General features: G+C 54.5%; 11 protein-coding genes. 2 read left to right on the top strand and 9 right to left on the bottom strand.

What is annotated here, in order from left to right:
* Positions 1–12: 12 nt before the first annotated feature.
* The 5 genes from FKN99_RS01195 to FKN99_RS01175 form a co-directional block, all read right to left on the bottom strand.
* Positions 13–552 (bottom strand): dihydrofolate reductase, encoded by a 540-nt coding sequence (locus FKN99_RS01195; RefSeq protein ID WP_172116186.1) that lies wholly within the window; start codon positions 550–552, stop codon positions 13–15.
* Positions 549–1,376, bottom strand: coding sequence for a thymidylate synthase (locus FKN99_RS01190; protein WP_172116748.1), 828 nt, complete (start codon positions 1,374–1,376; stop codon positions 549–551). Before FKN99_RS01190 ends, FKN99_RS01195 begins: the two co-directional genes overlap by 4 nt.
* Before the next feature lie 984 nt (positions 1,377–2,360).
* The gene (gene lgt / locus FKN99_RS01185; protein ID WP_172116185.1) at positions 2,361–3,149 is read right to left on the bottom strand and encodes a prolipoprotein diacylglyceryl transferase; all 789 of its coding nucleotides are present in this window, start codon (positions 3,147–3,149) and stop codon (positions 2,361–2,363) included.
* A gap of 56 nt (positions 3,150–3,205) precedes the next feature.
* Positions 3,206–4,003 (bottom strand): sulfite exporter TauE/SafE family protein, encoded by a 798-nt coding sequence (locus FKN99_RS01180; RefSeq protein ID WP_172116184.1) that lies wholly within the window; start codon positions 4,001–4,003, stop codon positions 3,206–3,208.
* Positions 4,000–5,175, bottom strand: a complete 1,176-nt coding sequence (locus FKN99_RS01175) for a response regulator (protein ID WP_172116183.1) — start codon at positions 5,173–5,175, stop codon at positions 4,000–4,002. The genes FKN99_RS01180 and FKN99_RS01175 overlap by 4 nt, the downstream gene beginning before the upstream one ends.
* A 140-nt stretch (positions 5,176–5,315) precedes the next feature.
* Here FKN99_RS01175 and FKN99_RS01170 point away from each other — a divergent pair, with 140 nt between their 5' ends.
* A complete protein-coding gene (locus FKN99_RS01170) occupies positions 5,316–6,077 on the top strand; it encodes an NRDE family protein (RefSeq protein WP_172116182.1) in 762 nt (253 codons plus the stop codon).
* 10 nt (positions 6,078–6,087) lie between these two features.
* On the opposite strand, the gene ptsP is transcribed toward FKN99_RS01170, so the two are convergent.
* Together ptsP and FKN99_RS01160 are read right to left on the bottom strand one after the other, a co-directional pair.
* Entirely contained in the window at positions 6,088–8,349 is a 2,262-nt protein-coding gene (ptsP, locus tag FKN99_RS01165; RefSeq protein ID WP_172116747.1) for a phosphoenolpyruvate--protein phosphotransferase, read from the bottom strand.
* 83 nt (positions 8,350–8,432) lie between these two features.
* Positions 8,433–8,927 (bottom strand): RNA pyrophosphohydrolase, encoded by a 495-nt coding sequence (locus FKN99_RS01160; protein ID WP_172116181.1) that lies wholly within the window; start codon positions 8,925–8,927, stop codon positions 8,433–8,435.
* Positions 8,928–9,126: 199 nt separating this feature from the next.
* Between FKN99_RS01160 and FKN99_RS01155 the strand changes: the two genes are divergently transcribed.
* Positions 9,127–9,783, top strand: a complete 657-nt coding sequence (locus tag FKN99_RS01155) for a histidinol-phosphatase (protein WP_172116180.1) — start codon at positions 9,127–9,129, stop codon at positions 9,781–9,783.
* 1,040 nt (positions 9,784–10,823) lie between these two features.
* On the opposite strand, the gene FKN99_RS01150 is transcribed toward FKN99_RS01155, so the two are convergent.
* Both FKN99_RS01150 and FKN99_RS01145 read right to left on the bottom strand, forming a co-directional pair.
* Positions 10,824–11,918, bottom strand: a complete 1,095-nt coding sequence (locus tag FKN99_RS01150) for a hypothetical protein (RefSeq protein WP_172116179.1) — start codon at positions 11,916–11,918, stop codon at positions 10,824–10,826.
* A 137-nt stretch (positions 11,919–12,055) separates the two neighbouring features.
* Complete coding sequence (locus tag FKN99_RS01145; RefSeq protein ID WP_216657922.1) at positions 12,056–13,030, bottom strand: malate dehydrogenase; 975 nt, start codon at positions 13,028–13,030, stop codon at positions 12,056–12,058.
* Positions 13,031–13,119: the final 89 nt, after the last annotated feature.

Here is a 13,119-nt window from a genome sequence, read left to right as displayed (position 1 = left end):
TTTGACCTTTTTTTAGTCAGCAGTGCGCTCATAAACTACAAAATCGTACGCTGGCTTGCCTTCAGAAGGTGTTCCAGCCACACGCTGCACTTCCCGCCACTCACCTGCTGCCAATGCGGGGAATGCAGCATCACCTACCACTTCAATATCTACTTCTGTGATGTAAAGCCGCTGTGCAAACGGTAGCGCTTGGCGGTAGATCTCTCCTCCCCCCATCACCATAATTTCTTCAGCCGCATCAATCGTTGCCTGCTGGTCTGCCAGTGCCAAAGCGGCGGGCAAGTCGTGGCAGACTCGAACACCGTCAGGTGCGAACTCTTTATTATGCGTTACGACTATATTAAGCCGATTCGGCAGCGGCTTGCCAATGGAGGTATACGTTTTGCGTCCCATTACCAGCGGTTTTGCCTGAGTCATACGTTTGAAGAATTTAAGATCTTCCGGAAGATGCCAAGGCAGCTTACCATCCACACCAATAACACGGTTTTTGGACATTGCTACAATCATGGCAACAGGGACTAAGGGTTCAAATTCATTGCTGGTAAGGCTCATACCGCTACCTTGGCTTTTATATGGGGGTGGGCGTCATACGCTTCGATGTGGATATCATCAAAGGTAAATGCAAATAGATCCTTCACCTCAGGATTCAGCACCAGCCGAGGCGGTACTTTCGGCTCACGCGTGAGCTGCTCTTCCGCTTGCTCAAAATGGTTGCTATAGAGATGTGCATCCCCCAGCGTATGAATAAACTCTCCCGGCTCAAGCCCCGTTACCTGCGCCACCATCGCCAGCAGTAGCGCGTAGCTTGCAATATTGAACGGTACGCCAAGAAAAATATCGGCACTGCGTTGGTAAAGTTGGCAGGAAAGGCGCCCATTTGCTACATAGAACTGAAACAGACAGTGGCAAGGCGGCAGTTTCATTTCATCAACCTGAGCAGGATTCCAGGCGGAGACTATCAACCGGCGCGACTGTGGTGTGGTACGAATTTGCTTCAGCACGTTGGCAATTTGGTCGACGCTGCCTCCTTTTGGGTCGGGCCAGCTGCGCCATTGATAGCCATAAACAGGGCCAAGATTGCCGTGTTCATCCGCCCATTCGTCCCAAATGCGTACACCGTTTTGCTGTAAATAGGCAATATTGGTATCGCCTTTCAGAAACCACAAGAGTTCATGGATGATAGAGCGCAAATGCAGTTTTTTCGTTGTTATCAGTGGAAAGCCGCGTGATAAATCAAATCGCATTTGATGACCAAACACCGAGCGCGTGCCCACCCCGGTGCGGTCGTCGCGGTCTACGCCATGCTCCAACACAGTGCGCATTAGATCCAAATACGGCTGTTCAAGCGCAGGGTGAGCGCTGGCATTCGTCGTCATATTTGATGTAGGCGTGGTAACAGTCACAGAGTTTCCAAAATTGCAGGCTATATAGAAGCGTATTCTAGGCCGCTTGGCTGCGAGGGTCTAGCGCAAGGGATTAATGGCTGATGAAGCATTCGCAAGCCCTGCACCGCTGCGCGGTGCTTCCGCGGGTGCGCTGCGCTTACCACGCGCTACAAATTCACCTAACGCTTTGATTATTCAAATGTAGCGCGTGGTAACGCGTCGTGAGGAACGAACGGCAAGGCACCCGCGGGAGGCGGCGGAACGACGCCCATGGGTACCTCGTTCGCCTTGGCACCTTTCTACATATTGGCACCGCTGCGCGGTGCTTCCGCGGGTGCGCTGCGCTTACCACGCGCTACAAATTCATCTAACGCTTTGATTATGCAACTGTAGCGCGTGGTAACGCGTCGTGAGGAACGAACGGCAAGGCACCCGCGGGAGGCGGCGGGACGACGCCCATGGGCACCTCGTTCGCCTTGGCACCGCTGCGCGGTGCTCCCGCGGGTGCGCTGCGCTTACCACGCGCTACAAATTCATCTAACGCTTTGATTATTTAAATGTAGCGCGTGGTAACGCGTCGTGAGGAACGAACGGCAAGGCACCCGCGGGAGGCGGCGGAACGACGCCCATTGGTACCTCACTGCATCTTGGCACCTTTCTGCACTTGGCACCGCTACGCGGTGCTCTCGCGGGTGCGCTGCGCTTACCACGCGCTACAAATTCATCTAACGCTTTGATTATTTAAATGTAGCGCGTGGTAACGCGCCGTGAGGGACGAACGGCAAGGCACCCGCGGGAGGCGGCAGTACGGCGCCCATGGGTACCTCTCTGCATCTTGGCACCTCTCTGCACTTGGCACCGCTGCGCGGTGCTCTCGCGGGTGCGCTGCGCTTACCACGCGCTACAAATTGGCTAACTTTTTGATTATTTGGGTGTAACGCGCTGTTGCTTTGGCACTTACTTCACTACTAACGTTTAAACCTTGGCATCCACCGGTTGCGAGCGTGACCATGCCATAAGGACTAATCCTAGTGCGATCATGGGCACCGTCAGCAACATTCCCATGGTGACCCATCCGAATGCCAGGTAGCCAATATGCGCGTCGGGCATGCGGACAAATTCAACCAGGAAGCGGAATGCGCCGTAACCGAGTAAAAACAGCCCTGAAATGAAGCCTCGCGCGCGGGGCTTGGCTGATACCCACCACAAAATCACAAACAGCACCAACCCCTCGAGCAGGGCTTCGTAAAGCGCTGAGGGATGGCGTGGCTCTGGCCCCATCCCGGGGAACGGCATCCCCCACGGCAACGATGTTACTCGCCCGGGAAGCTCATGGTTAATAAAGTTGCCTACTCGACCAGCGCCCAAGCCAATGGGTACCAGCGGGGCAATAAAATCCGTCAGGGTAAAAAAGGCAAGCTGCTTGCGGCGTGCAAACCACCAGGCTGCCAGCAGCACACCGAGCAACCCGCCATGAAAGCTCATGCCGCCGTCCCACACACGGAAGATCCATAGCGGGTCAGCCGACCACTGTCCTAAGCCGTAAAAAAGTGCATACCCCAGCCGTCCACCAGCGACCACACCTATCGCACAGTAGAATATCAGGTCACCAATATCGTCTTTAGTAAGCCCTATCCGAGAAGCTCGCCGACAGCCCAACCACCACGCGGCGATAAACCCCACGACATACATAAGGCCGTACCAATGCACTTGAAGCGGCCCAAGGGAGAACACCACAGGGTCAATTGCTGGGTAATTCATCATTGAAATACTCTAATTACGGAGGAGGAAGAAAGTCACTAAGGCCATTACTGCACTAATTAAGCCAAAACGAAGCGTAGACCGACCACAGCCAACAGCAGCGCAAAGCACAACCTTAATACATGCGCAGGTAACACATGGGCCAGGCGAACACCAACACGCGCAAACGGTACGCTGGTGACGACAATGCCGAAAAAAGCAGGCCACATCACAAACCCGGTAGCCCAGTTAGGTAACAGCGGATGCCCCCACCCCATTACCATAAAGGTAATGGCGCCCACTAATGCGATAGGCAGCCCGCATGCAGCAGAGGTACCTACGGCTTGTGTCATGGTAGCTCCACACCGAGACAACCATGGTACCGTCATTGCGCCGCCGCCGATGCCAAATAAAGCGGATATGGCGCCTACTATACCGCCGGCCACGACCATCGCAAATTTGCCTGGGGCAAGAGAGCCAGGCTTGGGCGATAGACCAAAAACCATCTTGGTTGCTAACAGCAAAACAAAGATGCCAAAGAGCGTGCCCAATACGCCACCCGAGAGACTCCCCGCAATAAACACGCCGCCAATGGCGCCCACCATCAACCCTGGGAGCAGCGCTAAAAACCAGGGGCGATAAACACTTCCTTGACGAAAATGCCCCAGCGCAGAGGAGGCCCCGGTGATGACAATAGTGGCCAACGACGTGCCTACGGCAAGATGCATGGTGATCTCTGGCGGTATGTTTTGCAGGCCAAATGCAAAAACCAGTACCGGAACAATAATAAGCCCACCACCGACACCAAAGAGCCCCGCCATCGTACCTGCCGCCGCGCCCAAGGCTAAGTAACCCAACAAAATAGTCATCACACTCATTGGCCAGGTGCCTTGTGTGGGCTATCGGGCAGCCATTTGGAAATCATGCCCAGTAATTTTTCAGGTTGATAAGGCTTGGTGAGCAAATCATTCATACCTGCTTTTTTGCATTCGGCAATGCCTGCATTGTCCGCATTGGCCGTTAGCGCAATCAGGATGCTAGGGCGCTTTCCGCTTGCCTGTTCATATGCCCGCCAGCGCCGGGTGGTTTCCAAGCCATCAAGAGTAGGCATAAAAATATCCATAAAGACTAAATCAAACGAGCTAGATTGTTGGCGCTCAAGCGCTTGCTCGCCACTGCTTACGCCCTCGACCTCTAACTCGTGAACTTCCAGCATTTGCCGCGCCAGCATCAGGTTAACCGGACCATCATCAACCACAAGAACGCGTAAAACGTGGTTTGGTACGGTATTGGCAGGTGTCACGTCGTTCTCATTAACACGTTGATAAACCAGATTGGTCAGCAGCGTGCGCACATCAGCCAAGTGCTCGCGGATATCCACGACCTGACGACGACACTGCGAACACTCGTCACTTTCCAGGATGCGTCCTAACTGCTCATCCAGGTCATCAGTTTCACGCTGAAGCAGTGTTAAATAACCTGATTTTAAACGTGACTCTTCTCGCGCCCGGTCACGCCCGGCAACAAGCTGCTTTAGCTGCTGCTGTTGATGATGAATATCATCCAACAGTGCCTGATCTTCTTTTACTTGCTCGGTGGGGTGGTGTGATCGCTGAGCGCTTTCAATATAGCGCCCAAGCCCTGAAAACATTTCATTCATTTGGGCCAGGCGTCTCAGCGGTCGAACAGGCGCCCTGTTGAGTTCAGGTACGGTGTGCTTTTTGTCAGGCAACATTTGCAAGACACTATACCGAAGCGACTCACTATGCCGTTCAAGCTCGTCCAGCTCCTGCATAAAATAGGCTTCTTTCTGTTTTGTACGTACTTTAACCAGCATCAGAAAGGCGGATACATTCATGGAGCTGCCCAATAGCAGTGCAAGCGCCACCCACAAGGTGGTACTCCATGGCGCCTGTGTAGGCGACATCCACCAAACGGCGAGCCCAACCAGCATGCACAGCACGACTAGCGCGGCCTGAATAAGTAACATTGGCCAGAGAGTAGGCCAAACGATGATGTTCCAGAAATGCTCTTCGCGATTGCGTTGCATGCGTTCGCGCCTTCCTGATTGGCTAGAGACAATTCACCCCGATGAGGTGATGAGTGTTACGTTACTCGCACAAGTGTACGACTATGCCCTTAAGCTGTCATGCTGAGCTTGTCGATAATGACCAATGCTGAGGACTCTCTATGTGCTTGATAGCATTCGCCTGGCAACCTGGCACAGCGCAGCCCTTACGCTTGGCAGGTAATCGTGATGAGCTTCATGTCCGGCCAACGGCGCCTTTAGGCTATTGGGATGACGCCCCCTCCCTTTTAGGCGGGCGTGACCTTGAAGCAGGCGGCTCATGGCTTGCTGCCACACAAGGCGGTAGAGTCGCGGCGCTTACCAATGTACGCGACCTTGCGGTGACGACACCTCCCGATGCACCCAGCCGGGGCGAACTTGTCGCCAATGCGCTCCAGTGCAGCAATATTGAGCAGTGGCTAACCGACCTTGCTCACCATAAAGCTCACCGCTACGCAGGGTTTAATTTGTTAGTCGCCACCACAGACCGGCTTTGGTATCTCCATCATGGCCAGCACGGCATTACGCTCAGCGATGTGCCGCCCGGCGTGCATGGCCTTTCCAATGCGGAATTGAACACTCCCTGGCCAAAAGTGCAAAGCGTGCGAGAAGCACTAGCGCAAAGCTCGCTGGATAATTGGCGCTCTCCGTTGGGCCAAGCGCTGCATAACACTCAACGAGCGCCGGACGCCCAGCTACCCAAGACAGGGGTTGAGCTTGCGCTAGAGCGAAGGCTTTCTGCCGCGTTTATTCTGGGCGAGACTTACGGCACGCGCGCCACGAGCTGGTTAACGCTTGATCACCAAGGCCATATAAACATCACCGAGCAACGCTTCGGGCCCATGGGTCGTTTCAAAGGCGAAACGACCCTGGCCATATCGTGAGGCAGCAGCGTTAATCGCGTGGAGGCAACAGGTGCGAAAGCTGCCACTCGTCCATGCGCTTATTGAGATGCTCGTGTACCTGGAAAGGCGTGTCCAGGCCCATGATCTCAGCCAGCAGTGCTTTGGCATCATGAAGTGTCACGCGCCGAATGGCCGCACGCACTTTGGGTAAACTGGGGGCGTTCATTGAAAGCGCGTTAAACCCCATGGCCATCAATAACAGCGCCCCCGCGGGGTCACCGGCCAATTCGCCGCATAACGAAATGGGTTTATTAAGCCGCTTGGCATCCTGGGAAAGCTCCTGCAGGGCGCCTAACAGTGCCGGATGCATTGCATCATAAAGGCTGGAAACCCGTGCATTGTTACGGTCAACCGCCAGCAAATACTGGGTGAGATCGTTACTGCCCACAGAGAAAAAGTCGACCCGCTTTGCCAGCGCATCCATTTGATAAATAGTCGCTGGCACCTCAATCATCACGCCCACTTTGGGACGTTTTATGATGATGTCCTCTTCCCCCAGTTCAATAATCGCGCGATCCAATAGCCGCAGCGCCTCATCCACTTCCTCGACATTGGTAATCATCGGGAAAAGCACAGAGAGGTTGTTTAAACCATGAGAAGCCTTCAGCATGGCACGCAGCTGCACCATGAGCACTTCAGGATGATCCAGCGTTACCCGCATCCCGCGCCAGCCTAGAAAAGGATTAGCCTCTTCAATGGGGAAATAAGGCAGGTCTTTATCGCCCCCAATATCCAGCGTACGCATTACCACGGGCAAGGGCGCAAACCCTTCCAACTGCTCGCGATACATGCGCATCTGCTCTTGTTCGCCGGGGAAGCGCTCAGTAATCATAAACGGCACTTCCGTACGATAAAGCCCAACACCCGCAATACGGCTTTTGAGCAGTGTGGTGGCATCTACCGCCAGCCCTGTATTGACCATCAGCGGTATTTCATGGCCATCCGGGGTCGTACTGGGCTGGTCCTGCTCATGCTCCAGAAGCTCGCTTAACGCTTGCTCTTCCGCAATTAAGCTTTCATAACGCGACGTCAGCTCAGCCGACGGACGAACAAACAGCCGCCCACGGTGACCGTCCAACACAACCGGTGCGCCACTTAAGCGTGGCAAGGGTAAATCCATCATGCCCAGCACCGTGGGGATCCCCATAGCACGGGCGACAATGGCAACGTGCGATGTACCTGAACCTCGCACAGAAACCAACCCTTTGAGCTTCTCTCGCGGCACTTCGCCCAACATGGCGACACTAATTTCATCGCCCACTAAAATGGCGTTATCGGGGTAGGTTTCAGGCGTTGAGGGCGCTCCCTCTTGCAAATGGGCCAACACCCGGCGGCCTAAATCACGAATATCCGCAGCGCGCTCGCGGAGATAATCGTCATCTACCCGCTCCAGATATTGAACGTGGCGTCGCACTACATCGGCAAGCGCACCCGGCGCCCACTGCCCTTCACGAATACGCTTTTCAACCTCTTCAGAAAGGGCTGCTTCACCCAGCATCTGCTGGTAAACATCAAAAAGCGCCAGCTCCTGGGAGGAGATTCGGTTGACCAGACGCTCGGCCGCTGCACGAATTTCATCGCGAGTTTTACCGATCGCCTCTTTTAAACGCGCAATTTCATACGCTTCATTATTGGGGATTAGGTCTGGCACGCTATTAAGGTCAGCCGGTGGCGTAATAACGACCACCTCGCCCATGGCAACACCGGGCGACGCTGCGACCCCTTTAAACATGGTCTGCCCGCCCGGTAAGGCAGGCCGCGCAAGGTTACCCGTTGCCAACGCATGAGCCAGCACGCCTGCCAACTGAGCGGCCATGGTGACCAGGAAGGCTTCATCTTGATCATCATAGCGGCGTTTTTCAGCCTGCTGAACAACCAGCACACCCAGCATATGGCGCTGGTGAATAATCGGCACGCCTAGAAAACTGGAATAGCGCTCCTCACCGGTCGATTCAAAATAGCGAAAATGAGGGTGAAGCCGTGCATCTTCCAGGTTCAAGGGCTCGCTGCGCTTGGCCACTTGGCCCACCAACCCTTCCCCTAACGGTAGCACAACGCGCCCTACCGCTTGAGTACGCAGACCAATCGTTTCCATTAAAACGAGCGATTCAAGCTCTTTATCATAAAGGTAGAATGAGCACACATCGGTCTGCATGGCCTTGCGGATACGACGCACCATCGTCGACAGCGCGGCGTCCAGGTTGCGTGCACCGTTTACTTCCTGAATAACACGACGCAATACCTCAAGCATGGACGTTTTACTTTTCACATTGTTTGCCTCGCTGAGGATCTTTTCGACAGACTTTCACCGCTCATCCAGAGCCGTGGAGCACGTTATTTTTCATCATCTTGTGCCAAGCGCTGAACGCGGGGAGAAAGCTCTCTTAGCGCGCGCCGATACACCTCTCGTTTGAACGGTACCACTTGCCCGAGTGGGTACCAATAGCTCACCCACCGCCAACCATCGAATTCAGGTTTGGGCGTTGCCGTCATACAAATTCGATTTTCCTGACAGCGAATTCTAAGCAAATACCATTTCTGTTTTTGGCCAATACACACTGGCCGTGAATGGGTACGAATCATGCGTCGTGGTAGACGGTAGCGCAGCCATCCCCGGGTACAGGCGATAATATCAACATCATCGGCGGTTAGGCCGATTTCCTCAAAAAGCTCACGAAAAAGAGCCTGTTGCGGTGTTTCGCTTGCGTTAATGCCTCCCTGGGGAAACTGCCACGCATTCTGTCCTACACGACGCGCCCAAAGCAGCTGCCCCTGGCTGTTGGCAATGATAATGCCAACATTGGGGCGAAAGCCGTCAGCGTCGATCACGGACATCACCTTATTAAATTTTCAGTTATCCCCATTTTTCCACAAGGGTGACAAGCGTATCAATACAATATAACGCCAAGTCGTGAACACGTGCGCGGCTCGGGTGGGAAAGAACCAAGGACTCTGCGATAATCCGCCCCTTTGTTTTGCCGTTCACACCTATAAATTTCAAACGACAATCGACCATAAGGGGAGCGCCGTGAGCCTGGCTATTTTCGATCTGGATAATACGCTGATATCCATCGACAGCGATCATGCATGGGGTGAGTTTTTGCTCGAGCAAGGCGCTGTAGACCCCATCGCCTATCGCGAAGCCAACGAGCGTTTTATGGCCGATTACAAGGCGGGCACGCTGGATATGGCGGCGTTTCTGGAAGTGGCACTTAAGCCGTTAGCGGATAACACACCTGAACAGTTAGCGGCTTGGCACCAGCAATTTATGGCCAGCAAGATAGAACCGCATATTCTGTCCAAGGCCGAAGAGTTATTGGCCCGGCACCGCACCCGGGGTGACACGCTGCTTATTGTGACCGCGACCAACCATTTTATTACCGCTCCCATTGCTGAGCGCTTGGGCGTTGATTATTTGATCGCGGTTAACCCGGAAATGGAGAATGGTCGCTATACCGGGCGCGTCTCCGGCATCCCCAGTTATCGGGAAGGCAAAATTACCCGTTTGCATGAATGGTTAGAAGACAAGGACTTTACGCTGGACGGCGCCTGGTTTTACAGCGACTCACATAATGACCTGCCGTTGCTTGAAGAGGTTGATCACCCGGTAGCCGTTGACCCGGACAACACCCTCCGCCAGGTAGCCGAACAGCGCCAATGGCGCATCATGAGCCTTCGTGATTAGTGCTTTAACGTGAATCACCGTCAGGTGGCTGCGCACGGATGGCGGCGGTACGACGCCTAAAGGCACATAATCAACCCCGGCACCGCTGCGCGCTGCTCCCGCGCCGGGCCGCCGCTGCGGGTGCGCTGCGCTTACCACGCGCTACGAGAATCCCCTCAAGCGCGCGGTAACGCGCCGTGAGGAACGAACGGCAAGGCACCCGCGAATGGCGGCGGTACGACGCCCCGGCTGCGCCACCGCATTCAACCCCGGCACCGCTGCGCGCTGCTCCCGCGGGTGCGCTTCGCTTACCACGCGCTACGAGAATCCCCTCAGATGGCTGCACACATCGTAGCGCGCGGTAACGCGCCGTGAGGAACGAGCGGCAAGGCACCCGCAAATGGCGGCGGTACGACGCCTAAAGGCACATAATTAACCCCGGCAACGCTGCGCGCTGCTCCCGCGGGTGCGCTGCGCTTACCACGCGCTACAAGAATCCCCTCAGATGGCTGCACACATTGTAGCGCGTGGTAACGCGCCGTGAGGAACGAACGGCAAGGCACCCGCGAATGGCGGCGGTACGTCGCCTAGAGGCACAGAATCAACCCCGGCAACGCTGCGCGCTGCTCCCGCGGGTGCGCTGCGCTTACCACGCGCTACAAGAATCACCTCAGATGGTTGCACACATTGTAGCGCGTGGTAACGCGCCGTGAGGAACGAACGGCAAGGCACCCGCGAATGGCGGCGGTACGACGCCTAAAGGCACATAATTAACCCCGGCACCGCTGCGCGCTGCTTCCGCGCCGGGCCGCCGCTGCGGGTGCGCTGCGCTTACCACGCGCTACAAGAATCCCCTCAGATGGCTGCACACATTGTAGCGCGTGGTAACGCGCCGTGAGGAACGAACGGCAAGGCACCCGCGAATGGCGGCGGTGCGACGCCTAGAGGCAAAGAATCAACCCCGGCAACGCTGCGCGCTGCTCCCGCGGGTGCGCTGCGCTTACCACGCGCTACGAGAATCCCCCAAATGGTTGCACACCGTCGCGAGATCAAAAAACGCGCTAATAGGATGCTAGCAAGCTTTCGACAGCAAACTGAGACATCCCCATGTCATAGCGTTCTTCCAGATGAGGCTTGAGTGTCGCAATACTGCGAATGGAGTGAGTAATCTCTTTTTCTCGCTTCGCCTGATCTCTTGCCTTCTTGCAATACTCCTGTAGTTTACGCTTTCTAATCTCTGGTTTGGCATCATAAAAATGCTGATAAAAACCCGCACGTATAGGAGTAACATTAATAATATCGTCACGCTGCTCCCGCAATGTCCGCGAGTAAGATTTCAGCAATTTTAGCACCTTTTTATCATCCCCCAAGTCAGCCAAGGGTGACTCGCCGACATGCTCCTCATACATTGAAAACAGCGTGAATAGATCGTTGCTGTCTCTTGCATGAGTCGCTCGCCCCATCTGCTCGCCACGTAGCTGCTTAAGATCAGCATCCAACTCTCGGTCAGGATGCAGCAGGCGAGCTAAGCGTCGAAAGATCATATTGACAGATGACTTTCCCAGCATCGCTTGCAAGGATTGTTGACCTTCTTGCTCCCGCTCTCTTTCTTGCTGCTGCTCTTGCTGCTGATGAAAGAACTCTTCAAAAAGCTCCTCTTCCAAAGCCTCAAAGCTCTCACTGTCAATATCTTCTGAGTCCTCTTGCGCATACTGAGCACCATCATTCATGCCATCTTCATTATTATTTTGATACGCGTGCCTCTGCTCCGGCGATAGCCTACTGTTATCCATATCAACGATATGCTGAAGCACCTCCTCAAGCACTTGCCTATCACAGAAAGGATTTGCCAGAAGATCGTTTAGATTTTCTTCAATCCAGCCCATCAACTCGGCGCGTTGCCACTGGGCTAATGATTTACGCGACAAAAAGGTACCTAAATGCCGGGTTTGGTCCAGTATTGCCTCTGCCGCCTGCTCTTCTACTGGCCCGATAACCTCTAGGCATTCTTTTTCAAAGGTTTTCAAATCATCCTCAAGCCGTTCGTTACCCGCTTTCAGCTTGATAATACGCTCCCATTCCCGATGAAGCGCTTGCTCAGGCGACTGGCCCTTCTTATTTGTCCTTGCAGCCTGCTTTTGAGTAATTAAGCTCATCCGAAGCACCTTTCTCTTTACTTTAAAATCATCGTATCTTGTCCATATTATAGAAATAATAAGCGTTACTTATAAAACAACAACCCCGCAAGCCTGGGCTTGCGGGGTTGTTGTTACTAACAGAATCAGAAGCGCGTTTAGCCGAGCAGGTGCTCAACGGCTGCGCGCTCTTCACGCAATTCTTTCTCGGTTGCTTTCATCTTCTCTTGGCTGAATTCGTCAAGCTCAAAGCCTTGAACGATTTCATACTTGCCGCCCTGGCAACGCACCGGGTAGGAGTAGATGATACCTTCTGCGATGCCGTAGCTGCCGTCAGACGGAATTGCCATGCTGACGATACCTTTGGAGCCCAGTGCCCAGTCGTGCATGTGGTCGATGGCTGAAGAGGCAGCGGAGGCGGCAGAAGACGCGCCACGTGCTTTGATGATCGCCGCGCCGCGCTGCTGTACCGTCGGGATAAAGTCGTTTTCGTACCAGTCACGCTCAACCAGATCAAACGCCGCTTTACCGTCAACCTTGCACTGAGCGATATCGGGGTACTGGGTCGCGCTGTGGTTGCCCCAGATGATCATGTTTTCAACGTCGGTCACGTGCTTGCCGGTTTTCTGGGCCAGCTGCGTCAGGGCGCGGTTATGGTCCAGACGCGTCATGGCAGTGAACTGACCTTTGTCCAGATCCGGCGCGTTGCAGGAAGCAATCAGCGCGTTGGTGTTGGCCGGGTTCCCCACCACCAGCACTTTAACGTCACGGCTAGCGTGATCGTTCAGCGCTTTACCTTGTACAGAGAAGATCGCGGCGTTGGCTTCCAGCAGATCTTTGCGCTCCATACCCGGACCACGCGGGCGCGCACCGACTAACAGGGCGAAGTCAGCATCTTTAAATGCAACGTTGGCATCGTCAGTGGCAACAATGTCTTGTACCAGCGGGAAGGCACAGTCGTTGACTTCCATTACTACGCCGTTCAGCGCGTCCATTGCTTGCGGAATTTCGAGCAGCTGAAGAATGACAGGCTGATCCGGCCCCAGCATATCGCCAGCGGCGATGCGGAAAATAAGAGAGTAACTGATCTGGCCGGCACCGCCGGTAATCGCAATACGTACTGGATCTTTCATCATTGCTCCTTGGTTGGTTCGCCTTCAAGTGGGTCGACAGAACTCAAGATGCCAAGATGTTATGCGCAGTCATGCAAAAACTCAATCAT

It is taken from the genome of Halomonas hibernica, assembly GCF_013183775.1.
Taxonomy (GTDB): Bacteria; Pseudomonadota; Gammaproteobacteria; order Pseudomonadales; family Halomonadaceae; genus Vreelandella; species Vreelandella citrativorans.
Note: the sequence above shows the minus strand (reverse complement) of the source record. Positions and strands in the feature narration are given on the sequence as shown.